Here is a 25,238-nt window from a genome sequence, read left to right as displayed (position 1 = left end):
CGATGGCACCGGATCGGGTGACATCCGGCACGAGACGGACCAACCGGTGGCGCGAGAACGTGAGAGCTGATCGGCACGCGTGGGTAGGCTGACGGGGAATTCTCCATCGGCGTTGTCGACTGTGGTCGGCAACCGTGTAGGACCCGGTAGCGGCGGTTCCTCAGGTACCGCTGCCGATGCCCCGAGTGTGAGGAGAGTCGGCGGATGACCCAGATGGCCAGTGCCGGGGGCGATACCTCGGCCGACAATGTCGACAGCAGTGGCGGTGCGACCATCGCGCCACGGCCGTATCGGCTCGGGGAGGTCCCCGGCCCGCTCGGCCGCGCGGAATTGGCATCGATCGACGCGTGGTGGCGGGCGGCGAACTATCTCGCGGTGGGTCAGATCTATCTCATGAGCAATCCGCTGCTGCGCGAGCCGCTGCGGGCCGAGCACATCAAGCCGCGACTGCTCGGACATTTCGGCACCGTGCCCGGCCTGAATCTGGTTTGGGCGCATGCCAATCGGGCGATCCGGCAGCGTGATCTGAACGCGGTCTTCGTCGCCGGACCCGGGCACGGCGGGCCGGGTCCGAATGCGTGCGGTTGGTTGGAGGGGACGTATTCCGAGCTGTACAGCCATGTTTCGCAGGACGAGACCGGAATGAGCGCGCTGTTCGCGCAATTCTCGTTCCCCGGCGGGGTGCCGAGTCACTGTGCGCCGGAGACGCCCGGTTCGTTCCATGAGGGCGGCGAGCTCGGCTACTCGTTGCTGCACGCGTTCGGCGCGGCGCTCGACAATCCGGATCTCACCGTGTTCTGCGTGGTCGGCGACGGCGAGGCGGAAACCGGGCCGTTGGCCACCAGTTGGCATGCCAACAAGTTCCTCAATCCCGGGCGTGACGGGGCCGTACTGCCGATTCTCGCGCTGAACCAGTACAAGATCGCCAATCCGACCATTCTGGCGCGCATCCCGGAGTCCGAGTTGCTGATGCTGCTGCGCGGGTACGGCTACGAGCCGATCATTGTGGCGGGCAGTGATCCGGCGACCGTGCACCAAGAGATGGCCGTTGCCGTGGACGCCTGTCTGGACCGTATCGAAGCGATCCACCGCGCCGCGCGCGCGGGCACCGATGGGACGCGTCCGATCTGGCCGATGATCGTGCTGCGCACCCCGAAGGGGTGGACCTGCCCGCCGGTGGTCGACGGTGATCCGGTGGAAGGTACGTTCCGGGCGCACCAGGTGCCGTTGACCGCCGCGCGCACCGATGACGCCCATCGCGCGGTGCTCGAACAGTGGATGCGGGCCTATCGGCCGGAGGAGCTCTTCGACGAGTCCGGTAGGCCGGTGCCGACACTGCTCGAACTCGCGCCCGAGGGTGATCGGCGGCTGAGTGCGAATCCAGTTACCAACGGGGGCACGCTGATTCGGGATCTGCGGCTGCCGGATTGGCGGTCCTACGGCGTCGAGGTGCGGTCACCGGGCACGACCCAGCACGAGGCGACGCGAGTGCTCGGCGGATGGCTGCGCGATGTCACCGCGCGCAATACGAACAACTTCCTCACCTTCGCCCCCGACGAGCTGGCCAGCAATCGGCTGCAGGACATTCTGGAGGTCACCGGGCGCGACTGGCAGGCCGAGATCGGCGAATTCGATGTGGATCTCGATCGCACCGGGCGGGTCATCGAGGTGCTCTCCGAACACATGTGCCAGGGACTGCTGGAGGGCTATCTGCTGACTGGCAGGCACGGGGTGTTCACCTGCTACGAGGCGTTCATCCATATTATCGATGCGATGTTCAACCAGCATGCCAAATGGTTGGACGCGAGTGCGGCCGTGCCGTGGCGACGACCGATCGCGAGCCTGAATTACCTACTGTCGTCGCATGTTTGGCGACAGGACCACAATGGGTTCACGCATCAGGATCCCGGATTCCTCGATGTGGTGCTGAACAAGAAACCGTCCATCGTGCGGGTGTATCTGCCGCCGGACGCGAATACGCTGCTGTCGACCTATGACCACTGTCTGCGCTCGCGGCATTACGTCAATGTGGTGGTCGCGGGGAAACAGCCGCAGGCGGACTGGCTTTCGGTCGCCGATGCCGCGGTGCACTGCGCGCGCGGCGCCGGCATCTGGGATTGGGCCGGGCAGAACGACGATCCGGGCACCACACCCGATGTCGTGCTGGCCTGTGCCGGTGATGTGCCGACGCTGGAAACGCTTGCGGCGGCGGCGATTCTGCGCGCACGCCTGCCGGAACTGCGCATCCGGGTGGTGAACGTGGTCGACCTGATGCGGCTGCAACCGCCGGACGAACACCCACATGGACTGTCCGATAGCGAGTTCGACTCGCTGTTCACCCGGGAGCGGCCGGTGATCTTCGCGTTCCACGGGTATCCGTGGCTGATCCACCGGCTCACCTATCGACGTGCCAATCACGGTGAACTCCACGTCCGCGGATACAAGGAAAAGGGCACTACGACAACACCATTCGATATGGTGATGCTCAACGACCTGGACCGGTACCACCTGGTTATGGACGTCATCGACCGGGTTCCGACACTGCGGGAGAAGGCGGCGGGGCTACGGCAGGAAATGGTCGACGCGCGGTGGAACGCCCGCGCCTGGACCCGCGAACACGGTGCGGATATCCCGGTCGTCGCCAACTGGACCTGGCCCGACCTCAGCCTGTAGAAGACCGCGGCGAAACTTCCTTGCATGCGGTGTACGGCTCGACGACGATCGCAAGATGCTGTTGACGATCACCTGCACACCGCCGGCGGGCGCGGCCTGGCCCGCGACCGATCTGGGCTTCTTGCTGCACAAGAACCCGGACCGAGTGCAGGCGTTCGAGCAGTCTTACGGCACCGCGCACGTCGTATACCCGGAGGCCACGGCGCAGCGGTGTACGGCGGCCCTGCTGCTGGAGGTCGATCCGATTCGGTTGGTGCGCGGACGTTCACACAGCACACCGGATTTCAGCCTCGGCCAGTACGTCAACGATCGGCCGTACGCGGCGTCGTCGCTGCTGTCGGTCGCCCTCGGCGCGGTATTCCGCACCGCCCTGCACGGCCGTTGCGACCAGCGACCCGAATTGGTGCGGACCGCACTGCCGTTGCGGATCGAGTTGCCCGCGGTGCCTTGCAAAGGCGGACCGCAGGCGGCCGAGCGCGTCTTCGTACCGTTGGGCTGGGCCGTGATCGCCGAACCCCTCCCCCTCGATCCCGCCTTCCCGGACTGGGGCGATTCACACCCTCGTCGTGCTGATCGGCAGCACCGGTTCGGGGAAGTCGACGTTCGCGCGCAAGCACTTTCGGCAGACTGCGATCGTCTCCTCTGATGCGTGCCGCGGCATCGTCAGCGACGACGAGAACGATCAGTCGGCGACCCCGGACGCCTTCGCGCTGTTGCACCACATCGCCGGTATCCGGCTGCGGCGCGGCCTGCGCACCGTCGTGGACGCCACCAATGTGCAGCCCAAGGCCCGCCAGGAGCTGATCGCGGTGGCCCGCGCGCACGACGTGCTGCCGGTGGCGATCGTGCTCGACGTCCCCGATGACGTGTGCTTCGAACGCAATACCCGACGCCCCGACCGGTCGCACCTGGCCAGACACGTGGTCTCCCGGCAACAGCGCGAATTGCGCCGCGGTATGCGCGGTCTCGAGCGCGAGGGTTTTCGGAAGGTGTATGTGCTGCGCGGCATCGACGAGATCGAGGCCGCGACCCTCGTCGACGAAAAGGCGTGGAACGACAAACGCGAACTCACCGGACCGTTCGACGTGATCGGCGATGTGCACGGCTGCCGCGCCGAACTGGAGACACTGCTCGGCGAACTCGGCTATGACCTGCTCCGTGACGACGCGAGCCGGACCGTCGGCGCGAGCCACCCGGCCGGGCGCACCGCGGTATTCGTCGGCGACCTCGTCGACCGCGGTCCGGACACACCGGGGGTGCTCCGACTCGTCATGGGCATGGTCCGCGCCGGAACGGCATTGTGCGTCACCGGAAATCACGAGAACAAGCTGGTGCGCGCACTCGACGGCAAGAAGGTGCGCATCGCGCACGGCCTCGCGGAGTCGCTGGCGCAGCTGGAGACCGAGGACGAGGACTTTCGCAAGGCGGCCCTCGACTTCTGCCGCGGTCTTGTCAGTCACTATGTCCTCGACGGCGGCCAATTGGTGATTGCGCACGCCGGACTCAAGCAGGAGTACCACGGACGCGCCTCGGGCCGGGTCCGCGCCTTCGCCATGTACGGCGAAACCACCGGGGAGACCGACGAATACGGCCTGCCGGTGCGCCTGCGCGAGTACGCACTGGGCCTGGAATCACTGGACCGCTTCGTCGCGGGCGAACCACTCTGGCGCGTACACGAGGCCGTCTTCGCGGTCCTCGCCCTCGAATCCGAGCCGGTGGACCCGCGCCTCTAATGAGTACCGCATCGCCCAGTGATTGCATGCGGGGCGGCGGGTGGGCGCCGCGTCGTCACGGCACGACCACCCGGCCGTTGGCCGATCCCTCGATCAGCGCCACGTAGGCCCGGACCACCTCGGCGACCGGCGTGCCCGCGGAGCCGTCGCGCCCCAACGCCGCCAACGTCTCCGAAATCCACCCCGGGCTCACCGCATTCAGGCGGATCCCACGCGGCAGCTCGAGCGCCGCCGCCGGAACGAACCCGTCCAGCCCCGCATTGACCGCGGCCGCGAAGGAGAGGCCGGGCTCGGTGAATGTCGAGATGCCATTCGTGAGAGTGATCGAACCACCGTCGCTGAGCTGCCGGATGGCATGCCGGACCAAGTGGATCTGGCCGAGGAACTTGGCCTCCAAGCCGAGGAAGTATGCGTCGTCGGTTGAGTCGGCGAGTTCGGCGAGTTGGCCGCTCGCGGCGACGGCGACTACCGCGTCGACGTTCTCGACCGCCGCGAACAGTGCATCGATCGACTCGGGTTCGGCCAGGTCGACCTGCACCGTCCCGCGCCGGGAGGCACGCACGACCTGGTGATCCGGATTCGCCTCTAGCGCGTCAGCCAGGACAGATCCGATGGTTCCGGTTGCGCCGATCACAATGATTTTCACGGGACTGCCCAACCTCGCTCGCGCACGGACTATTCCGAGTTCACGATCGCGGCGAACGCGCCGTGATCAAAGTTCCGGATCGGCCGCGGTTGTCCGCTGACCAGAACGGCCGATTGTCCGGCGCGGATGACACGGTTACAGTCAGTGTTAGCAAGGTGCTTGCAACTGTTATGCGGTCGGCTTGTCCGGCATTGTTCGACAGACAAAGGAGTCTGACCATGCCCGCTGTGCGCGCCGAGGGCACTACCGTGCCCGGTCATATGCTGATCGATGACCGGTTCACCGCCGTCGCGACCAAGTTCTTCGCGATGTTCCGGCGCAAGAGCCACGGCGGTGGCGGGCTGGCGGTGTACCTGCACGGGGAGCCGGTCCTCGATATCTGGGCGGGGTGGGCCGATGCGAACCGTCGCTGGCACGCCGACACCATGGCGCTGTCCTACTCGACCGGCAAGGGCGTCACCGCAACAGTCGCGCACCGGCTCATCGAGCGCGGCATCCTCGACCTGGACGCACCGGTGGCGACCTACTGGCCGGAGTTCGCCGCGAACGGCAAGGGCGACATCACGATTCGCGATGTGCTGAATCATCGTGCCGGATTGCAGCGCACCCGCGGTCTGGTCGCGAATCCGGACGATCAGCTCGACCACGACGCGGTCGCCGCGGCCATGGCCGCCGCCGCACCGGACCCGTTGCGGCTGCGGGCTTCTGGATATCACGGCCTGACCTTCGGGACGCTGGTCGCCGAGATCGCGCAGCGCGCAACCGGCCGCGATTTCCTGGACCTGGTCCGTACCGAGCTGCGAGAGCCGCTCGGGGACAACGATTTCTGGTTCGGCGTGCCCGAACATCAGCGATACCGCGTGGCCCGGCTCTCGCCCCGCCTGGGTGTCGCCAAGATCCCGTTCGACACGCTGATCGCACCGTTCGCCTCGGTCCAACTGGTCGACTCCGCCCGCGGCGCGATCTACGACGGCTGGGCCGATATGACCCTCGGCACACGACCCTACGATGCGATGATGCCCGGCTGGAACGGCGTTTTCACCGCTCGCGCGCTGGCCAAGATGTACGGCGCTATCGCCAACGACGGCCTGGTCGGCAACCGCCGCCTGCTGCGCCCCGAGACCACCGGCCACATCGCCGAAATGCCGCCGAACAGCCGCTACGACTACGTCCTCGGCGCCCCACCGCATTTCGCCCTCGGCTACCACCGCGCCATCGTCGGCACCCGCCTCACCCGCCAGACCTTCGGCCACTTCGGCATCGGCGGCTCGGGCGCCGTCGCCAACCCCCGCCTCGGCCTATCCGTCGCCTTCGTCACCAACCACCTGGGCAATCACGCCATGTCCCTCGGCGACGCCCGCCTGCCCTTCCTCGCCGCCCTCGCCGAACGCGCCGTCCGATCCGACCGCGCCACTCAGGCCGACGGAACCCTGGATACGACGCGGGCCGCGAGCTGACGACCCACACGCGAGCCACCCGCCGGGCGCACGCGACCGGAACCGCCGACCCGTGCGATCCGAAACGCCTTGTATCGCTGCACACCGCGCATTAGGCGCGACACCCCGCTCAGCCCACCGGCTTCGGGGGTTCCAGGCCGAGGGAGCGGATGAGGTGGCCGATTTCGTTGCGGTACAGCTTGGCCGGGTCGGTTGTCTGGGAACGTAGATGGCCGAGGATCTCGAGGGAGACGAGGCCGTGCAGGTGGCCCCAGATGCGCAACGCTATCGCGACGGCCGCGGGCGGTAGACCGGGGAACTCCGCCTTGACCTCGCCGACGAGCTTCGGTTCGAAGTCCGACCACTCGAAACCGCTGTCCGCGTAGAGCTTTTCGGCGTGCGGCCAAGCACCCGCGGCCAATCCGGTCAGCCCCGCACAGACGCGATGCTCCGCGTCCGGTGCCGCACCGCCTTCGGGCGGCTGATAGTTGGGCACCGGATCGCCATAGATGAGGCGGAACCCGGCCGGATTCCCCAGCGACCAGTCGCGAAATGCGCAGGACCACGCGAGGATTCGGCCGGACGCATCCGTGGCGGGCCGGGCGTCGCGGGCGGCTTCGACCACATCGGCGAGGTCGGAGTACACATCGTTGATCAGCGCGGTGACCAGGTCGTCGCGCGTCGGGAAGTAGCTGTAGACCGCATTGGCGGTCATCCCCATCTCGCGCGCGATCGCCCGCAGCGTGATCGCGCCCGGCCCGCCCTCGGCCATCAACCGCAGCCCGACCTGCTTGATCTCCGCGGTCGTCTCGGCGCGTCGTAACTCCCGCCTACTCGGCGTCGCAGTGCCCACAGAGGCAACTGTACAGCGGCGTGAGAAAACTTGACGTTGCTCAAATACTTCACGGCGTATAGTTTCTACACGCCGTAACAATCAGATCGAGGAGAACCATGTTCATCGGAATCGTCGGCGCGACCGGCAATATCGGCCAGCGGGTACTCAGCGAGGCCGTCGCCCGCGGCCACCACGTCACCGCGTTCACCAGGGACGCCAGTCAGATCACCAGCACCCAGCCGAATGTCACCTGGCAGAGCCTCGACGTCTTCGACAGCACAGCCATCGCCGCGGCCCTGCCCGGCATGGACGTCCTGCTCAGTTGCTACCAACCAGGCAATGCCGCAACGGATTTCAACGACACGGTCGCCCGATCGATCGCCGACCCGACGGTCTACGCGAGCGCCGCACGCTCGCTGCTGAGCGCACTCGACACCCACCCGCGCACCCGCCTCATCGTGGTCGGCGGCGCGGGCAGCCTGGAATACGCGCCGGGCCGGGTCACGGCCGATGACGACCAACTCCTGACCGACACCCTCAGCGAGCTGGGCCTACCCCTCGAATACGCCGCCGCGGTCCGCGGCCACCGCGCCGCCCTCGACGTCCTGCGCACCTCGAACCGACTGTGGACCTATCTCAGCCCGGCCGAGCTGATCGCACCCGGTGAACGCACCGGCCGCTACCGGGTCGGCGGCGACCAGCCGGTCCGCGATACCGACGGCCACAGTCGCATCTCGATCGAGGACGCCGCCGTCGCCCTGCTCGACGAGGTCGAGCTGCCGCGATTCGTCCAGCGCCGCTTCACCATCGGCTACTAGCGCGCCCCGGACCGGCCGTGCACGCGGCGGCCAGTTCGGCCAATACCGCGACCTTCACCACGGTGATCACTTCCGCGGCCACCTCCAACACCCGCGCCACAACCTTGCACGCCAGATCAAGGTCCGCCATATGCGTTGCGCTCATCGCGGCCCACGCCGCGACCAGTTGCTCGTAGGAATATCCCGAATAGACCGAACCCATGTCCTTGACGACGCGGGTCGCGGATTCGTGGGTGTCCTGGATGTTCGCAGCGGCGGACACGATCACTCCGGCCGAGAGGCGCAGCACCGCCAAGACGAAATATCCTGTGGCATACGAATATCCATGTACATGAGCAGGCCCGCGCCGGGTCCTGCCCGCCCACGCCTCCCGCGCAGGCGCCGTCCGATATCAGCCGCAGGGTCGCCGGGGGGCGACCAATCGGCCGCGGGGGCTGTCGGCGCCGGTGCTCAAGGTGCGGCTGGTGCGGTATCGCTAGCTGTTTTCGGCGGATTCGACTGCAGGGCACGGGGACCCGCGTTCGAGGCGTGGTGTCGATGGCGTGTCGAGCGCTGGTTCTGGCGGGCCTGAGTGTGCTGCAGGGGCGGTCACCTCCGGCACGGCGCGGGCTGACGTGAGCTGTTCCACCGCCACGGCACACCCTTCCCGCCGCTGGGAAGAACCTAAGGGACCCGAACCCGGCAGGAGGTGCACGCCTGGCGCACCACAATGATCAGCTTTCGCCGGGCGGCACCCTCGCGTGGCCGACATCCGCTGCGGCCGGAAGGGGCTGCGCGAACAGGGACGATCCACCAATTGGCCGGGCACGTAACCGCATCACGCGGACACTGCCGAGTCGGCTCGAACCCCAGCGGTAGCAGCAGCTGGTCGCACCGCCGGTGGTCCCAGTTCCCATGTCCGGCAGTCGCATCCAGGGTATTCATCTATCGTGATCGAGTATTCATCACGGAAACGCAATACAGTTGACCAACTCAGTGGCAATTCACCCATCATGACCCGAGGAAAGATTTTGAGCGACCTGCGTCAAGAAACGAAAGAGCCTACGGAACCTACGAATAGCGGGCCCGACAATCGAGTGCCGTCCACTCCGGTGGAGGTCTACCAAGAAGGGGCAGGAACACCCCTGTTGTGCATTCATCCCAGCGGGGGCATGGGTTCACCATATCGACACCTCCGCGACTACCTCGACTGCCCGATCATCGCTATTCGACAAGTTGACGATGAAATTCGCCCGGAGTCGATCCGTCATATGGCAAGCGGATACGCAGATCTGCTACAGAACATTCACCCGCAGGGACCATACAGTGTGCTGGGCTGGTCTTTTGGCGGCATCGTGGCACACGAAGTTGCCATTGCCCTCGGCGAACGCGGGCACTCGGTACATCACCTTGTCGTCCTGGATGCATATATCGACCCCGAACGCGAGCAACCGCAAATCGAGGACGATCTGGCAGAACACGACGTGCTCAGCGACTATCTGCGAAGCCGTGGCATCGACGTTCTCACGCTGCGCGAGCCACTCACATACCGCAAGACCAAAGAATTGGCGGAGCAGCGGGGTTTAACCGGCCTGATACCATCCGAGAAATTCTTCACAATGATTGCGGAAAACTCCAGGTTCAACAACCGCCTCCTTGCGAACCATACCCCCGGAATATTTGAGGGCGATATTGACGTCATAGTCGCCGAGCAGAGCCGGTCGGACGCCCGAGATGCGGGCGGATGGCAACAACACGCGACCGGCAGTGTACGCAAGTATTCGATCGACTGCGGCCACTTTGCCATGCTTCAGCCGCAATCGTTGCGCCTGTACGGCGACCACCTCAATACCCTGCTCAGCACCTGAGCAGGGAACCGGACCGCCGGCCTCGCAACGCCTACCCACCAGCGGATGCCAACCCCCGCTGGCTCGCGGAGCCCGGCAGTCGACCCGATGAGCGCACACGCCCATCGACCGTAAGGGTTGACACAAACCCCGTCGCAAACCCCTCGGGCCGACACGCCAACCGGCAACAAGATCCGGTTCAGACAACGCCTACCACTAGATGACGGTACACTATTGATTGTGCCGCTAGTTGGGGGTACGCTTTGCGTGATAGCAACCGCCGTGCTGCGGCCGGCGGTCAAGTCCCGGGCCGACAGGGGCGATTAAGGGTGTTCATGCATTATGTAGCAGATTTTCGCCACTCCCGAATCCTCGATGCCGAATTAGCGTGAGGCCGTGCGCCGACCGCGCCGTCACGTGGGTGCGACTCGAGTTCCTTACCTAACCCTTCCGGCGATTAAAGCCGACCACGAACTCTCTCCGGCAGTCCATAAGAAGAAGGAAACCGCTGGCGGACACCAACACCAGACGGGAGATACTTTGACCTGACCAGAAATTTCGATTATTCACGAATTATTCATCAATAATTGTCTGGAGAAAAAATCATGAGCTTCATGGAATTCGCCGATCTCCCGCTGGACAAGGTCGCCGAGCTCGGGGACTCCCCGCTCGTCGAAGCACGGCTCGAGGACGACACCCCGCCGGACCGCATGCGATTCACGTCCATGCACCCCTGAGCAACAGCTGGTGGCCATCCACGCAGACAGATGGCCACCAGTCCCAGCTCCGTTCCTTTGACCAATATCCCCGCAACGCTGGTATGAGAGTTTCATCGTGCCTGTAAACATCTCTTCACCCCCCATTCCGGAATGGCCGGACCGAGGCCTGGACATCGAAGCGTTGAGGGGTTCGGGTTGGCGCCCTTCTCCATTTGATCAGTTCGTCGTCAAGATTCACAGTCGATGCAATTTGGCCTGTGATTATTGCTACATGTACGAGCTCGCCGACCAAAGCTGGCGAAATCAACCCAAAACGATGTCGCCCGATGTCGTCAAGGTGACGGCGAAACGCATTGCCGACCACGCCCGGCGGCACGACCTGGATTCGGTCACGATCGGCCTACACGGTGGTGAGCCACTAATGGCCGGACCGGATCGAATCGCCTCGGCGGCACAGGAATTCCGATCGGCGATGGATCCGGGCGTCCGACTGAAGCTCGGCCTTCAAACCAATGGCGCTCTACTGTCGGAGCGGATGCTGAATGTGCTGCTCGATCACGACATCGGGGTCGGGGTGAGCGTGGACGGCGACCGGGTGGCCAACGACCGGCACCGGCGCAACAGCCGCGGCGACAGCAGCTATGACGACGTCGTCCGAGGCCTTCAGCTGCTCACTACGTCCCGCTATCAGCATCTGTTCGACGGTTTACTCACCGTGATCGACCTGCGCAACGACCCGGTCGGCACCTATGAGAGTCTCGCCGCGTTCTCCCCGCCCGGTATCGACTTCCTCCTCCCGCACGCCACCTGGGCCGCCCCACCCCCTGGCCGAGCCACCTCCGGAGCAGGTGCGGACACTTCCGATACCAGCTACGGCAATTGGCTGAACACTGCCTTCGATCATTGGTACGGGCTCGGCAAGTCCAGAATCGGTGTTCGACTGTTCCGCAGTGCGATCCGCCAGCTGCTGGGCCGCCAAGGCGCCTCCGAACAGCTGGGAACCGGAACCCTGTCGTTCCTGGTGATCGAAACCAACGGAGCCATCGAACAGGTCGATTCGCTGAAGGGGGCCTTCGAAGGCGCGGCCTGGACTGGCCTGCATGTACTGCGCGACGAACTCGACGCCGCGTTCGCACACCCCGGGGTGGTTGCGCGGCAGATCGGCATCCAGGCGCTCAGCGAGACTTGCCAGGACTGCAGATTGCGTGATGCCTGCGGCGGCGGACACTATTCGCACCGCTATCGATCCGGCAGCGGATTCCTTAATCCCTCGGTCTACTGCGGCGACCTGATGACCTTCCTCGACCATGTGGCCGCCCGGATGCGGGCGGACCTTGCGACCATCGGAAAGGCGTGAGATATGGATGTCGAGAACCTCGTGGTCCGGCTCGCCACCGCACCCGATGACGTCGACTTGGTCCAGCTGCTGGCCAAGGCACAACTCGGCAAGCACCTGGTACAGATCGCCGCGCTCGCCAAGCGGCAGTCCCGTGCCAATCTCACGCTACTGACCGAGGTACAGTCCACCGCGCCACAGGTGTTCCGAGGGTTGCTGCTCGACCCGGGGATCGTGGCCGGTGCCCGCCGCGACACCGGCCCACTGGCCGCGGCGGCCGCCATCGCCGCCCGAGTACCAGCAACCGTCGGTGTGGACCTGCGCCACGGCGAAGTGACCCTGCCGACCTTGGGCACTATTCGGTTTCCACTCTCCAGCAACAGATTCCACCGCGAGAGCGCGACGATCCATGTCGATGTCCAGGACGGCCGGACCGCGGTGTCCACGACCGCCGCAGGCGTGGTGGTCGAACTGCCCGATGATCTGACGACACCAACCGCGTCGTGGCAACCGCTGCCACGCATCGCGGTCGGCCACACAGCCCACCTGAACCTCACGCTGGCCACCGACGGCCCACTCGCTGACGTCTACGGTGCGCCGGAGATCTTCCGCAGCCACTCACTCGATGACTGGCAGCAGGCGATCGGGGCCGGTTGGCGGCTGCTCGAGGCCGAACGGCCCGGCCACGCGGCAGCTCTCGCCGCCGGTCTGCGAACGATCGTCCCGATCCCCGCAGAGCCGAACGGCGATGCGACCAGTTGCACGATCGACGGCATGTTCGGCGCGGTGTATATGTCATTCCCCGAGGATCCGGCATCGGCCGCGGTCACCCTCGTGCACGAATTCCAGCACGCGAAACTGGCTGCGGCACTGGATATTGCGGTGCTCTACACCAAGAACGACGAAGCGGCCCACTACGCCCCGTGGCGGGGCGACCCCCGCCCGCTAGGCGCTCTTCTGCAAGGCGTGTACGCGCATCTGGGCGTCGCCCAGTTCTGGGGCACCCACCGGACCACCGCGCATGAAAATGCCCTGCGCGCCGATACCGAATTCGCTCGCTGGCGCGACGACACCTGGCAGGCATGCCAAGGTATCGTCGGCGATCCGGCGTTCACCGACGTCGGACGAGCTTTTGTCGAGGCGCTCGCGGCTGAGCTGAACCGGCTCCGCAAGGAGCCGGTTCAGGTGGCAGCGGCCGAGCTTGCCGAGCGCATCACGCTGGACCACGCGGTGTCGTGGCGCCTGCGGAATTTCGCCGTCGATCCCCATGCCGCTACCCAGATCGCCGCGGCATGGCTCGCGCAGGAACAACCAGACCTGCCTCCCGTCGACAGCCTGGTCCAACGAACGCCGCAACCGCGGGAGATCAGCGCCGTTCGCACGCAACTGATGTATTGCCGGATGGCGGGCACCCTGCGGCCGGGAACCGACGCCGACGCCGACCTGCTGTGTGCGCTGGGCAGCTACGAGCAGGCCCGCGATGCCTATGCCGATCGGATCCATCGCGATCCGGACGACCTCGACGCCTGGGCCGGATTGGCGCTGTCCGTTCCCCCGCACGACCCCGCACGACATTCCCTGCGTACCATCCCCGAGGTGGTCGCCGGCAGCTATCGGCAGGCCACCCTGCTCGGCTCCGTCGATCCGGAGCCGGTGGAGTTGGCTCGCTGGCTCGCACAGGCGACGTAGCGGTGGCGAATTCGGCCGCGGGGACGGTGCTCCGGGATCCTAACGCCCGCCGATTTTTCGCCGGGCACTTCACATCGCTGCTCGGTGACGGCATGGTTGGTATGGCGCTGGCCTTCGCGGTGCTCGACCTCACCGGGTCACCGACCGACCTCGGCACGGTGCTGTCCGCCCGCACAATCGCGCTGCTCGCGGCCATGCTGGCCGGTGGTGTTGTCGCGGACCGGTTTTCACGGCGACGGGTGATGCTCACAGCCGACGTGGTCCGCATCCTCACCCAGTCCGGAATGGCGGTGCTGCTGTTGTCCGGGCATGCCAGGATTTGGGAGTTGGCGACAATGCAGGTGGTGTACGGGGCCGCCACCGCGATGTTCACTCCGGCCGTCACCGGACTGCTGCCGCAGATCGCCGGTGAACGACTGCAACAGGCCAACGCTTTACGCGGGCAAGCCATCTCGCTCGCCTATCTGGTCGGACCCGCGGTCGCGGGGGTCATGATCACTGCCACCAACCCAGGCTGGGTGTTCGTTCTGGACGCGCTGTCCTTCGCGATCAGCGCCTACCAACTGGCCCGGTTGCGGGTAGTTGGTATCGCGGAGCCACGACGCTCGCAGTCGATGCTGCGCGATCTCGCCGAGGGCTGGGCCGAGTTCCGGGTGCGCGGCTGGCTGTGGGCATACCTGTCGATAGTGTCGCTGAACAACATGCTGTTCGCGGTGTTCATAGTGCTCGGTCCCGCGGTCGTCGGCCGCGCCGGCACCGGTCCCGCCCAATGGTCCGCGCTGGCCGTCGCCATCGGCATCGGTGCACTGCTCGGTGGCACGGTGGCCGCGAAAATCGCCCCACGCTATCCCGCTCGGATCGCCTCCCGGATGCAAATGCTGATCCCCCTGCCTGTCATCGGCCTCGCCGCACACTTGCCCATACCTGTGCTCATGGCGCTGTGCCTTTTCGCCGGTGCTGGCACGACGGTATCTAATGTGATGTGGGGAACCCTGCAGCAGCGGCATATAGACGCGGCCGTTTTGTCGCGCGTCAATTCATTCACCGAGCTCGGATCGCTTGCGGCCCAACCGATCGGACAGGCCGGTGCCGGCCCGGTCGCCGCCGCGATCGGCATCCCCGCGACGCTGTGGTCGGCCGGGCTGATCCAATTCGGCGTCGCCTTCCTCGGGCTTACACTGCCACAGACCCGTAACCTGCCCGCCGAACCGGCGGGAAGCGCCACCGCCGCGGATCGATAACGCTCGAGCTGAGCGGGTACGGGGGCTACCGAGGTCAATGCACGGCGCGGCTATCAGCGGCAGGAAGGTCCATCCGTGGTTGAGGATATCGCCAGAACCGTTGTCGGGCTGGCCAAACGCTCAGTCGACGCGGCCATGGCAGCCGGTGTCAGCGTGGATCGCTACTATACGAAGGCGGGTGGCGACCTACGTGAAATTGCCAGGCGCACAGCGGTGCTCGATCATGACAGCGCTGGCGTGATCAACACCGCCGGCGGCCGAGAAGCACGATTACACACCAGGGGAGAAAGCGCCGGCACGACGATGGGCGCAGAGCAACTACTCGCGGCGAGCAGTCGTGCCGACACCGCGGCCGTCAGGCGAACATTCGAGATTGTTCCGGCCACTACGGCGGATGTATCCGGCATCGTCCGCACATTGTTCGCAGCAATCCGGAAGGGCTACGCGAACCTCCCGGGCGCTGAAAACGGCGGGGTGGACCGTCTGATAGCAGATATGGAAACACGCTTACCGGGCACCTTCACCCACAGCCTATCTGACGGCAACTCAACGATTTTCGTCCATCGGACGCCCGAAGGCGAGGTCACCGGTTTCTTAGGGATGTCCATGCGCTCAGACGGCGCGGGCCAGATAGATTCCTGGTATGTACAACCGGAATGGCAGAAGACGGGCGTCGCGCGAGCCCTGATGCACAAAGCGCTGGACACTATGGGCGACGTCGATGTCTACTCAGGCACAACCCAGCGCACCGAGGCCTACCAGAAATACCTGCAACTCGGCTTCGAACCCGAAGGAGCGCTGACAGCAACCCCGCCCCCGATGCAGGCTGCCGGGCTCGTCGGTGAACAGCAGGCGATTCGCATGGACCGCAACGCCCGGGCGGCACTGCTGAGGCTCTGGAATCGGTAGGCCACCAACTCAGCAATCCAGTGACGTCGATGCGCCGGCCCGGCACTCGACCCGGACCAGGGTCCGACCGGACGGGTAGGTGAGGTGAACCCGGCAGCGACGGTCGGGGGCGGGGCGAGCAGAGCCAGGCCGTAGCGAGTCAGCAGACTGTCGAGCGTGACGGCGGTCGGTGTCTTACTGAATTCTCTTGCTACACAGCCGAATGCGCCACGACCGAAGAGGGACATCCCCGGATATATCGGCGGAATGCCGGGTCGGGTAGGTAGGCGTGCGGACATGGCGCCAGGTCGGGGTCGCGGTTCAACGCGGGCAGGAATACAACGATATAGCCGCCCGCGGGGACGTGGTCACCTCACTGGTCCGCGCACTGACCATGCGATGGACGCCCGTCTACGGGAAGCCTTGTGGACGTTTCCACCGGAGGAAGCAGTAAGCGCTGGAGTACCGGCTGGGTGGTCCCCGACCTCGACCAGCGGCGAGGTGACCAGCGGCCGCAGCAGCACCACCCTCGGCTGCTCGTGTACCTCGAGCCCTACCGGCAGAGCCACTGAGCATGCGAGTCGCGCTGATCGTCGCCGCGTGGTCAGGGCACGACGACAATCTTTCCGGTGGCTTGGTTGTGCTCCATGTACCGGTGGGCCGCAACGATTTCGTCCAGGCCGAAGACACGGTCCACGTTGGGGCGGTACACGCCGGCCTCGACCTCGTGGACGATCCGCTGCAGCACGGCCGTGCCCGCGCTGCCCTTCATGTTGTCGCTGTGGAAAGCCGTGAGTTTGGTTCCGGAGGGGATCATCGCTACCGGTTCGAAGTTCTGGATCGCCCACCCACTGAGCGAGCCCGCGACGCACACGGTCCCGCCGCGACGGACCAGGTGCAGCGAATCCACGGCCGTGCTCGCCCCGACCAGATCCAGTACCTGGTCCGGCCCCTCGGGCCAGAGCGCATGCATGCTCACCGCCAGCGACCCACCGTCGTCGAGGAGTGCGTAGTCGACGCCGGCCGCGGCCAACGCATCGATCTTGCCCGGCTGCCGAGTCGTGGCCGCAGTCTCGATACCGTGGCCGGACGCGATCGACGCGGCCGCCATCCCCACTGACGAGGTCCCGCCACGGATCAGCAACCGCCCACGGCCACCCGGCACGACCCCCAACGCGTCCAGCGAGCCCTGCGCGGTCAAATATGTCTCAGGTAGCGCGGCCAAGACGTCCCAGGGCAACGCGGTAGTGATCGGCATCAGCAGCGAATTGGGCAACAACGCATACTCCGCATAACCGCCGTCGAATTCCCGGCCCATCTCGCCCATCACCGCCGCAACGGTCGCGCCATCCGGCAACTCGGGATCGGTTGACGCCGCAACGATTCCCACACATTCGATCCCGAGCACACGCGGGAACGTCACATTCGGAGAATGCCCCTGCCGGGTCCTCAGTTCCGACCGGTTCAAGCCCGCGCCCTTCACCTGCACCAGGCTCCAGCCCTCCCGAACCGCTGGTACCGGCAGCTCACGGATCTCCAGCACCTCCGGACCACCAGCCCTGACACATACCGCCGCTCGCATCGTCGTACTCATGTGTTCACTGTCGCCAGGAGGCAGTCTGGCCGGCCACCGATAGAATGCCAACTCATGCCTGTTCGCCGCCAATATCCTCGGCCCGGTGAGACGTCGCAGATATGGCCGTCCGGAGGGGTTCATCGATGGCCGTCGGGAGGAACGAGCTCGTCGCATTCCCATCCACGTGGACATCTCGTATACGCGGCCCGTGGCGTCTTGTCGGTGCACACCGACCGTGGCACATCCATCGTTCCCGCCAATCGAGTCGCATGGACCCCTGCCGGATTCACGCACTACCACCGTGCTCACGGCCACACCGAGATGCGGATCGTATTTCTACCGGCGTCCCTGGCCCGGCTCGTACCGGCTCATCCTGCCGTGTTCACGGCATCCGGTCTCGTCCGCGAAGTCCTGCTCGCCCTCACCGATTCACGCAATTACGACCGCGTGGCGAGCGACCATGACCGCGCCGCGCGCACTCGGCTCCGTCGAGTTCTCGTCGACGAACTCCACGAAGCACACGAGCAGCCACTGATCCTGCCGGAACCACGCGACGACCGATTGCAAGCCATTGCGCGGATGCTGCGCGAGCAGCCCGCGGACAACACGTCGCTGGCCGAACTCGGACGGACGATCGGAGCCAGCGCTCGCACTCTCAGCCGACTGTTCCACAACGAACTCGGCATGACCTTCTACGAGTGGCGTACACAGCTACGCATCTATCACGCCCTGGTCCTGCTCGCCGACGGCCACGACACGACCCACGTCGCCCACGCTTGCGGATGGGCGAACCCCAGCAGCTTCATCACTGCCTTCACCAATATCATCGGCACAACACCCGGCCGCTACCGAGCAACGCATCCGGCGAAGTAGCGAACATAGGCGGCAGGGCGAGATCCGCTGCGGCCCAGAATGTAATCACGCTGGGCAGGCGTGCGCCGGGTGATCAGGAATCACGTAATCCGTGGCCGAACACCGTGTAGGAAAGATCTGTTCGATCTCGCTTTCCGGCCGGCGCCGAGTACTCGTTGACCGCGCTCGCGGGGTGCTGCGCTTGTCAGAATGTCGCCCACGTATGTCGGGTGATCGATCGCCCACCGGCCATCGCGAAGAGACCTTCGATCCCTCAGCACAAGATCTTGATGCGGGGTAGCGTTGTTCCTCGTCATTGCGCTTACACCCGCCGCCGGCAGCCTGTACTGGATTGTGTGGCATACGGCTGGAGAAAGGCCATCGGCCGGAATCCATGCGCACACGATGAAGCTCGCCTGGTCTGCTGGTGCCCGCTAGCGAAGGGAGCTGACTGACCACCATGACCGAGAAATCGAGCGTCCATAGCGTGACATACGATTTGTTGAGGTCGCTGGGCCTGACGACAGTCTTCGGTAATCCGGGATCCACCGAGGAGACCTTCCTCAAGAACTTCCCGGACGACTTCACCTATGTGCTGGGTCTTCAGGAAGCGTCCGTCGTCGCCATGGCGGACGCCTTCGCCCAGACCACCCGGCGTCCGGCACTGGTGAACCTGCACTCTTCCGCGGGGCTGGGCAACAGCATCGGCAACCTGGTCTCGGCGTATCACGGGCACACTCCGCTCATCGTCACGGCCGGCCAGCAGCATCGCGAGTTGATGATCGGCGATCCATACCTGTGCAACCGCGACGCGACGAACATGCCCAGGCCGTGGGTGAAGTGGTCCTACGAGCCCGCACGCGCCGAGGCCGTGCCCGAAGCGTTCATGCGGGCCTACGCGATGGCCGTGCAGCCGCCTGCAGGACCGGTGTTCCTGTCCATCCCGCTCGACGACTGGAACCAGCCCCTGGAAGGGCCCGCCGTGCTGCGTGATGTCAGCACGACCTACGCGCCCGCCCCGGAGCGTGTGCGGCGCTTCGCCGAGCGCATCACCGCGAGCCGGCGGCCGGCCCTGATCCTCGGGCCCGACGTGGACCGCGCCCGCGGCTGGCAAGCCGGCGTCGCGCTGGCCGAGAAACTGAGGGCCGCGGTCTACAGCCCGCCGCTTCCCGACCGCGCCTCCTTCCCCGAGGATCACCCCCTGTACCAGGGGTCGGTCGGCATGTCGGTCAAGGAGGTCGGCGAGCGGCTCGCCGGGCACGATCTCGTCGTGGTCATCGGGGCCGAGGTCTTCCGCTACTACCCCTATGTGCCCGGCGACCTCCTCCCCGCCGGGACCGAACTGCTGCAGATCACCGACGACCCAACGGTCGCCGCAGCGGCCCGTGTCGGTGACAGCCTCCTCGGCGACGCCCGGCTGTCGATCGAACTGCTCACCGAGCTGGTGGGTGACGGCAGCGGCCGTGTGCAGCCCGAGCCCATGCCGCGGCCCCGGGAACTGCCGGAAAACCCGAGCAGCACGCTGACACCGGCCGAGGTCTACGCGGCCCTCAGTGTCGTCCGTCCGGAGCACGCCGTCTTCGTCAACGAGTCCACCTCGACCATGGCCCAACATGCCGAGTGGCTGCCCACCGTGGAGCCCGACTCGTTCTTCACCACCGCCAGTGGTGGTATCGGCTGGGCCGCACCGGCTGCCGTCGGTGTCGCGCTCGGCGACCGGGACCGTGGGGTCACGCGTCCGGTAATCGGTCTGATCGGGGACGGGTCGTTCCAGTACTCGGTCCAGGGCCTGTGGACCGCAGTACAGCAAAACCTGCCGATCGTGTACGTAGTGATGCGCAATCACGAGTACTCGATCCTCAAATCCTTCGCCGCACTGGAAGAGACGCCGGGTGTGCCCGGGCTCGACCTACCGGGCCTGGACATCGCCTCGGTGGCACGGGGGTTGGGCTGCCACGCCGTCGATGTCACATCCACCGGAGACCTCGAAAAGGAGTTCAGGCTCGCGCTGGAATCCGGCACCACCACGGTCATCGTGGTGACCACCCAACCGGAGAAGGCCATGCTCTGAGGGCCGCGCCTGCCGACTGCGGGCTTGTGTCAGTCCAGCGGGTGACCGTCGACGGATTCAATGAGGCGCTGCGTGCCGACGTTTTGCTCGACACCGGAGCGCGCCCGGGCGAAGCGTTGGCTATCCGCCGGTGCGGCTACCAGCAAACCACTCCGACCCGCACCATCGCCGGAGCCATGGTCCGCACCGACACACTGGGTCCGCACCGGCAGGATTGGACCGAGACCGACGAGGGGTACCGGATCGTGATCCTGCCCGGCCGGCCGAGACCCTCGACCGCGCCACGACGGGAATGGATCCCGGCAGCGAAGAACTGATCTTCACCAGCCGCGACGGAACCCCGTTCGAACCAAACAACTTCCGATGTGCCGAACCTGCACAAGCCGACGGCGTGAAACCGTGTCGAATGCCGGTGGGTCGGCCAGCCTCAAAAAGGCCTCCGAACTGCCGATACTGTCGGGGTGACAGGATTTGAACCTGCGACCCTCCGCTCCCAAAGCGGAGTTGTCAGGACAATATCGCATGGTCAGAGTCATATTTTCCCCGGACTGTAGTCCAAGTTGTGGGCTATGACTCTTCGGAGATCTACCCATGACCACCCTCGAATCCCCCGCCTTCCCTGAATGGGAAGCCACACCATCCGTCGAGCCCGACGCCCCGGCCAGTGCGGAGGCCGTCCGCGATCCCGACTGGATCTTCGCTCACCTCCGCGATGCACTCGCCAGCGAGCACCCGAAGGCGATGGCCGAACTCGTCCTCGGTGATGTGTCGCTGTACACCAGCGAGGCCGAGCAGTCGGTGACCGCCATCACCGAGCGGTCATCGTTGCCTGCACTCAGGTGGCATCGCCGCTACGGTCCCGTCTCGCAACTACGCGACACCAACGGGCTCGCCCGGTACATGCGGGAGGTGAGCGCCCTCATCTCGGAATGGGAGCACAACGACCCGGTCCCGGTAGCGCAGCAGTGGGCGACGGAGCTGCGCCTACGTGAGGCTCCCGACCCGAGCGATGGCACCCGAGCCTGGTCTGGCGTCATCGACGGCTGGCACGTCAAGGTCTGGGTGATCACCGATCAGGCTGCGTTCGACGCCAGATGACCATCGCCAGTCTCGAGGCGCTTGAGGCGCTTCCGTTGGGCGCGATCATCTCCGACCATGGCCGCCTCGCCGCCCGCACCCCACTGGGCACATGGGTGCACTCCGACGGTCGGCGCTGGGAGCCATGTATTCCCGTGCAGCTCGTCGGCATCCCACAGCAGTAACCCCCCATATTTCTCGCCGGGCTGGAGGGGACGCCCGGACCTCGAGATGTTCATTCCCCACGCAAAGGATCCACTGATGACGAGTCCGCTGCCGCCTCACTCCCCACGGCAACTGCATCACCTGTATTACCCGCCCCGCAAGAAGCGTGTGTGGCCGTGGTTTCTGCTGGCCATCCCGGTCCTGTTGTTCGCTGGCTGTACCGCCGTGGTCGCCAGCGTCGGCTCCAACATGGACAGCACCGCCCCGACCACAGTGAAGCGGGTACCCGCCGCGGCGGTCGCGGACTGGACCGCCCCAACCTCCACCCTGCCCATCGCGCCGAAGACCTCCGCCCTGCCGGCGGTGCCCGCAGGGCCAGCATCGACTATCACGCGGGACGGCACCTACCTCGTCGGGGTCGACATCCTGCCCGGCACCTGGCGGGCCACCGGCGGGAGCGGCTGCTACTGGGAACGCCTGTCCGACCTGACCGGCACCCTCGATGGGATCATCGCGAACGAACTCGGCGACGGCCCCCAGTTCGTCACGATCCTTGCGTCGGACCGAGCGTTCCATCCGAAGCGGTGCGGCACCTGGACGCTCGTCCCGGAATAGACCCCGAACGCAAAAGTCGCCCCGCCTCCCGTTCTGGGAGGCGGGGTGCGTGCAGATGGAAGGATGCGGGACGACTCCTGAATCTGTCGGTGTCCCATGCGACGATCACCGGTCACCCCTGAACGCAACAAACAGCCCCGGCCATCGAGAGATGACCGGGGCTGTTCTGTAGCAATCGGGCATTGCGGCAGCTCGATTGTTGTTAGGGCTGTCAGCCTACCTCTAGTCCAGGCTGGTGACGCCGCACCACGCGGCGAACCCCCGCAGGGACTCCGTGCTCCGCGCTTCCCTGCGGGCCAGCACCCGCACCGTCTCGTGCACCATCGGGTGATAGCGGGTCTGGGACGGCGCGATCTCACGAGCCTGCTGCAACGACTCCAAGGTTCGCTTCCGATCCCCGTTCAATAGATACGCTCGCCCCAGATCTATATACAGGTGACCCACCCGGCTACGGGGGGTGCCCGGCACGATCTGCATCTGGCCGGCGCGGCGGATCGCCTCGACCCCGTCGAGCATCTCCACCGCCAACCCGACAGACCAGATCCCCACATTCGAGTGCCCGAACACGAGCACCGGATCCTGGAACTCGTTGTCGCCGATACGTGCCACGGTCTCGCGAGCTTCAGCCAAATGCGCGTCGGATGTCTGCCTGTCCCCGGCGCGCGCTGCAGCCAGCCCGGATTGCAGGTGCAGCCCACCCCAACTCACCAGACTGCGACGGTCGTCGGTCTTCACATCCAGCGCGGCACGGCACACATCCAGGTAGGTCTGTGCCGCATCCCAATCCCCCACCGACGTCAAAACCGACGCCCGCTGGAACTGTGCCGCGGCGATCCACAGTTGATCGCCGGAAAGGTTCGCCGCCCACGACAGCCGCTCCACTGCGATCGTCGCCAAGTCTGCGTAGCCCAGCTTGTGAGCCAAACTCCATGACGCCGAGTACAGGTCGCACAGCAGGCCGAATGCCAGTTCCCGCGTGCGGCCCTTGCTGCTGTGCGCCAGCGCCCGCGCTTCGGGGAGCACGGCTGGCAGGGCGGCGGACAGCTTCCGGAAGTTGGTTGCTCGCCGGTACCCGCGCAGCTGGTCTACGTCGGCGGTGATCAGCTCGATAGGCCGTGGAGTGATCGAGTTGGGCAGGTCGTAGGCGGCCAGCTCGCGGCGGATGACCGCTATCCCTGTGGCGACCTCGCTGTCCTCGGTGGAGGTATGCGCGTATGGCTGTCCTAGTAGTTCGGGCACGCTGGTGCCGAGGGTTTTCGATACCGCCGACAGGAATGTCGGGGAGGCTTGGACCGCCCCCCGCTCGACCCCGCGGATCAGGCTGAGCGACACCCGGGCTTCTTTCCCGACTGCCGCTGCCACCTCCTGGGCTAGCCGTTCCTGTGTCCAGCCCTTGAGTTTCCGTGCCTGGCGTACACGCTCGGCGACACCATTGCCTGCATCTGTTCGGGTCATTGTGTGCTCACGATCCCATTGGACTATCCCCTCGCCTACAAAACTAACAAAGTTTTTGTTAGTTCGGGTGTCCGTTCGGCGTCAGGCTCATTAACGACGCACAGCGCCGGGCGGCGAATCGCCAACGGTTTTCAACCCCGACCCCGGCAGCGAGGACTCCCCGGCGCTGAGCGTCTCCAACGCACGCCAGACACCACACCACAGGGGTACGCCCAATGCCCGCAGTCATCATCACCGTCGTAGTCGTCGCCCTGATCTGGGGTGGGTTCCTCGTCTTCGCCGTCGGCCGCCCGGCCATTCTCGATCCGAGAGATCGGCGCGCTGCTGAGGCACTCCCGACTGAGCGGGTCGAGCCGTGAACGCCGTAGCGCCCGCTCGCGTCCTGGACCTGTGGCGGCTCCAACCGTGCGACGACCAGCTGATCGCAGGCATCGAGCATGCACGGTTCGCGCTCACCACCCACGCCGGACATGGCTGCATCCAGTTCCATGCTGCGCTGCGCCACAGCTCAGAGGTATGCGGATGAGCGTCCCCGTGAGGCTCCCTGCGTCGGCGATGCCGAAACCGATCTCATACCAGCCCGGCCCTCACGACGCTGGAGTGCGCCGCTACTACGGGATCGGACAGTTCGCGCTCCTCAGCAACGCCACCTACCGGCAGCTGTGCACGTGGCGGCACAGCGCTATGACCTGGGTGCCCGGGCCGGATATCGAAGTCGGCGGGCGCCCCGGCTGGTCCCTGGCCTGCATCCGCGCGTGGTCGCTGGGCGGGCCACCGTTCAACCGGCCGCGCGCCGTGAAATTCGCGGATCAGGCCGCGATGAAAGCCCGCTACCACGGGATGCCGACATCGGTCTTGTGGGCGTGCATCGGCGACGGCACCATCCCCAAACCGGTTGTGTGGGTGGACGACCGGCCCGGGTGGCTGATGTGAGCACCTACACGCCGCCGCCGTCGATCGCCGCCTGGTACGCCGACGTCGCGGAAGCGGCAGCCGAGTACGGCCTGCTGCTGCGCCCGAAATACCGACAGCCCTTCGGCTGGGAGCTCTACAACGGCGGAGGTGTCGCCACATACGGGTCGCTAGACGAGCTTGAGCAGTACCTGAAGCGTGAACGCAAGCTCTCCGCGATGTTCACCCGCGTCGTGAGCCGGAGATGAAACACGGGCAGTTGCCCGCATAAACGTACCGGCATCGCCGGGGCGGATAGAAGGAATCAACCGATTAGGGAGTGGATCTAATGGCGTATCTGCATGACCCCGGACCGGATGGCAACAACTCCGACACCTGGAACACCGACCCGCAAGAGGATCGCGGCAGCGAAGACGTGCGCGGTCACGGCGTGATCAGCCCGTGGGGCAAGCGGTAGCAACGGCGCGACACAGACCTCCCCGGCAGTCAGCCGGGGACAGTGAGAAGGGACAACCTCCTATGCCGCAGTACAACCCGGGTTCGATGGGTGGCAACTCCGATGACGGCCACAACAAGGATCCGCGTGGTGCGGATGCGCCGAAGTACCGGCTCGGCGAAGACTTCCGGCAGATCAACGCCCAGGACTGATCTAGCCCGGAAATGACGAAACAGCCC

The 25,238-nt window shown here is 65.8% G+C and carries 27 protein-coding genes and 2 pseudogenes; 24 read left to right on the top strand and 5 right to left on the bottom strand.

What is annotated here, in order from left to right; all coding sequences use genetic code 11:
• Nucleotides 1-204 precede the first annotated feature (204 nt).
• The 4 genes and pseudogenes from OG874_RS00810 (at nt 205) to OG874_RS00795 (ending at nt 4,406) form a co-directional block, all read left to right on the top strand.
• Nucleotides 205-2,673: a phosphoketolase family protein gene (locus tag OG874_RS00810; RefSeq protein WP_330253191.1), complete on the top strand. Its 2,469-nt coding sequence runs from the start codon at nt 205-207 to the stop codon at nt 2,671-2,673.
• A 55-nt stretch (nt 2,674-2,728) separates the two neighbouring features.
• A complete protein-coding gene (locus tag OG874_RS00805) occupies nt 2,729-3,319 on the top strand; it encodes a hypothetical protein (protein ID WP_330253190.1) in 591 nt (196 codons plus the stop codon).
• Nucleotides 3,225-4,277: pseudogene (locus tag OG874_RS00800) on the top strand (AAA family ATPase); the annotation flags it as partial. The gene OG874_RS00805 and the pseudogene OG874_RS00800, both read left to right, overlap by 95 nt.
• Complete coding sequence (locus OG874_RS00795; RefSeq protein WP_330257679.1) at nt 4,272-4,406, top strand: hypothetical protein; 135 nt, start codon at nt 4,272-4,274, stop codon at nt 4,404-4,406. The pseudogene OG874_RS00800 and the gene OG874_RS00795, both read left to right, overlap by 6 nt.
• Before the next feature lie 55 nt (nt 4,407-4,461).
• Here the strand turns inward: OG874_RS00795 and OG874_RS00790 are convergent, their stop codons facing one another.
• Nucleotides 4,462-5,052 carry a short chain dehydrogenase gene (locus tag OG874_RS00790; protein ID WP_330253189.1) on the bottom strand — a complete coding sequence of 197 codons (591 nt, stop codon included), beginning with the start codon at nt 5,050-5,052 and terminating at the stop codon, nt 4,462-4,464.
• 218 nt (nt 5,053-5,270) lie between these two features.
• Here OG874_RS00790 and OG874_RS00785 point away from each other — a divergent pair, with 218 nt between their 5' ends.
• Nucleotides 5,271-6,509 (top strand): serine hydrolase domain-containing protein, encoded by a 1,239-nt coding sequence (locus OG874_RS00785; protein WP_330253188.1) that lies wholly within the window; start codon nt 5,271-5,273, stop codon nt 6,507-6,509.
• Between the two features lie 109 nt (nt 6,510-6,618).
• Here the strand turns inward: OG874_RS00785 and OG874_RS00780 are convergent, their stop codons facing one another.
• Nucleotides 6,619-7,341, bottom strand: a complete 723-nt coding sequence (locus OG874_RS00780) for a TetR/AcrR family transcriptional regulator (RefSeq protein WP_330253187.1) — start codon at nt 7,339-7,341, stop codon at nt 6,619-6,621.
• 98 nt (nt 7,342-7,439) lie between these two features.
• On the opposite strand from OG874_RS00780, the gene OG874_RS00775 reads away from it, so the two are divergent.
• Nucleotides 7,440-8,141: an NAD(P)-dependent oxidoreductase gene (locus OG874_RS00775; RefSeq protein WP_330253186.1), complete on the top strand. Its 702-nt coding sequence runs from the start codon at nt 7,440-7,442 to the stop codon at nt 8,139-8,141.
• Here the strand turns inward: OG874_RS00775 and OG874_RS00770 are convergent.
• Nucleotides 8,125-8,436, bottom strand: a complete 312-nt coding sequence (locus tag OG874_RS00770; RefSeq protein WP_330253185.1) for a hypothetical protein — start codon at nt 8,434-8,436, stop codon at nt 8,125-8,127. The two genes, OG874_RS00775 and OG874_RS00770, sit on opposite strands and share 17 nt — an antisense overlap.
• Before the next feature lie 634 nt (nt 8,437-9,070).
• On the opposite strand from OG874_RS00770, the gene OG874_RS00765 reads away from it, so the two are divergent.
• From OG874_RS00765 to OG874_RS00740, 6 genes are all read left to right on the top strand, one after another.
• Nucleotides 9,071-9,988, top strand: coding sequence for a thioesterase domain-containing protein (locus tag OG874_RS00765; protein ID WP_330253184.1), 918 nt, complete (start codon nt 9,071-9,073; stop codon nt 9,986-9,988).
• Nucleotides 9,989-10,572: 584 nt separating this feature from the next.
• Nucleotides 10,573-10,704, top strand: a complete 132-nt coding sequence (locus OG874_RS00760; protein WP_330253183.1) for a hypothetical protein — start codon at nt 10,573-10,575, stop codon at nt 10,702-10,704.
• A gap of 97 nt (nt 10,705-10,801) precedes the next feature.
• On the top strand, nt 10,802-12,043 hold the full coding sequence (locus OG874_RS00755; protein ID WP_330253182.1) for an FxsB family cyclophane-forming radical SAM/SPASM peptide maturase: 1,242 nt from the start codon (nt 10,802-10,804) through the stop codon (nt 12,041-12,043).
• Nucleotides 12,044-12,046: 3 nt separating this feature from the next.
• Nucleotides 12,047-13,711, top strand: coding sequence for an aKG-HExxH-type peptide beta-hydroxylase (locus OG874_RS00750; protein WP_330253181.1), 1,665 nt, complete (start codon nt 12,047-12,049; stop codon nt 13,709-13,711).
• Between the two features lie 2 nt (nt 13,712-13,713).
• Entirely contained in the window at nt 13,714-14,952 is a 1,239-nt protein-coding gene (locus OG874_RS00745) for an MFS transporter (protein ID WP_330253180.1), read from the top strand.
• 75 nt (nt 14,953-15,027) lie between these two features.
• Nucleotides 15,028-15,861, top strand: a complete 834-nt coding sequence (locus OG874_RS00740) for a GNAT family N-acetyltransferase (protein WP_330253179.1) — start codon at nt 15,028-15,030, stop codon at nt 15,859-15,861.
• Nucleotides 15,862-16,444: 583 nt separating this feature from the next.
• Here the strand turns inward: OG874_RS00740 and OG874_RS00735 are convergent.
• Nucleotides 16,445-17,434 carry a zinc-binding dehydrogenase gene (locus OG874_RS00735; protein WP_330253178.1) on the bottom strand — a complete coding sequence of 330 codons (990 nt, stop codon included), beginning with the start codon at nt 17,432-17,434 and terminating at the stop codon, nt 16,445-16,447.
• A gap of 54 nt (nt 17,435-17,488) precedes the next feature.
• Here OG874_RS00735 and OG874_RS44580 point away from each other — a divergent pair.
• From OG874_RS44580 to OG874_RS00705, 7 genes and pseudogenes are all read left to right on the top strand, one after another.
• Nucleotides 17,489-17,740: pseudogene (locus tag OG874_RS44580) on the top strand (AraC family ligand binding domain-containing protein); the annotation flags it as partial.
• 54 nt (nt 17,741-17,794) lie between these two features.
• On the top strand, nt 17,795-18,289 hold the full coding sequence (locus OG874_RS00730) for an AraC family transcriptional regulator (RefSeq protein WP_330253177.1): 495 nt from the start codon (nt 17,795-17,797) through the stop codon (nt 18,287-18,289).
• Nucleotides 18,290-18,728: 439 nt separating this feature from the next.
• A complete protein-coding gene (gene mdlC, locus OG874_RS00725) occupies nt 18,729-20,339 on the top strand; it encodes a benzoylformate decarboxylase (RefSeq protein WP_330253176.1) in 1,611 nt (536 codons plus the stop codon).
• Between the two features lie 41 nt (nt 20,340-20,380).
• Nucleotides 20,381-20,656, top strand: coding sequence for a hypothetical protein (locus OG874_RS00720; RefSeq protein ID WP_330253175.1), 276 nt, complete (start codon nt 20,381-20,383; stop codon nt 20,654-20,656).
• A gap of 274 nt (nt 20,657-20,930) precedes the next feature.
• Nucleotides 20,931-21,437 carry a hypothetical protein gene (locus tag OG874_RS00715; protein WP_330253174.1) on the top strand — a complete coding sequence of 169 codons (507 nt, stop codon included), beginning with the start codon at nt 20,931-20,933 and terminating at the stop codon, nt 21,435-21,437.
• A complete protein-coding gene (locus OG874_RS00710; protein ID WP_330253173.1) occupies nt 21,434-21,601 on the top strand; it encodes a hypothetical protein in 168 nt (55 codons plus the stop codon). Before OG874_RS00715 ends, OG874_RS00710 begins: the two co-directional genes overlap by 4 nt.
• 76 nt (nt 21,602-21,677) lie before the next feature.
• Nucleotides 21,678-22,196, top strand: coding sequence for a hypothetical protein (locus OG874_RS00705; protein WP_330253172.1), 519 nt, complete (start codon nt 21,678-21,680; stop codon nt 22,194-22,196).
• A 222-nt stretch (nt 22,197-22,418) separates the two neighbouring features.
• On the opposite strand, the gene OG874_RS00700 is transcribed toward OG874_RS00705, so the two are convergent.
• Nucleotides 22,419-23,651, bottom strand: a complete 1,233-nt coding sequence (locus tag OG874_RS00700; protein WP_330253171.1) for a helix-turn-helix domain-containing protein — start codon at nt 23,649-23,651, stop codon at nt 22,419-22,421.
• Nucleotides 23,652-23,866: 215 nt separating this feature from the next.
• Here OG874_RS00700 and OG874_RS00695 point away from each other — a divergent pair, with 215 nt between their 5' ends.
• From OG874_RS00695 to OG874_RS00675, 5 genes are all read left to right on the top strand, one after another.
• On the top strand, nt 23,867-24,010 hold the full coding sequence (locus tag OG874_RS00695) for a hypothetical protein (protein WP_330253170.1): 144 nt from the start codon (nt 23,867-23,869) through the stop codon (nt 24,008-24,010).
• Between the two features lie 163 nt (nt 24,011-24,173).
• The gene (locus OG874_RS00690; RefSeq protein ID WP_330253169.1) at nt 24,174-24,584 is read left to right on the top strand and encodes a hypothetical protein; all 411 of its coding nucleotides are present in this window, start codon (nt 24,174-24,176) and stop codon (nt 24,582-24,584) included.
• Nucleotides 24,581-24,811, top strand: coding sequence for a hypothetical protein (locus OG874_RS00685; protein WP_330253168.1), 231 nt, complete (start codon nt 24,581-24,583; stop codon nt 24,809-24,811). The genes OG874_RS00690 and OG874_RS00685 overlap by 4 nt, the downstream gene beginning before the upstream one ends.
• Before the next feature lie 80 nt (nt 24,812-24,891).
• On the top strand, nt 24,892-25,020 hold the full coding sequence (locus OG874_RS00680; RefSeq protein ID WP_330253167.1) for a hypothetical protein: 129 nt from the start codon (nt 24,892-24,894) through the stop codon (nt 25,018-25,020).
• Nucleotides 25,021-25,082: 62 nt separating this feature from the next.
• On the top strand, nt 25,083-25,211 hold the full coding sequence (locus OG874_RS00675; RefSeq protein ID WP_330253166.1) for a hypothetical protein: 129 nt from the start codon (nt 25,083-25,085) through the stop codon (nt 25,209-25,211).
• The last annotated feature ends 27 nt before the right edge of the window (nt 25,212-25,238 follow it).

It is taken from the genome of Nocardia sp. NBC_00565, assembly GCF_036345915.1.
Lineage (GTDB): Bacteria > Actinomycetota > Actinomycetes > Mycobacteriales > Mycobacteriaceae > Nocardia.
The sequence above is the reverse complement of the archived record's forward strand: the minus strand, read 5'-3'. Positions and strand labels throughout refer to the sequence as shown.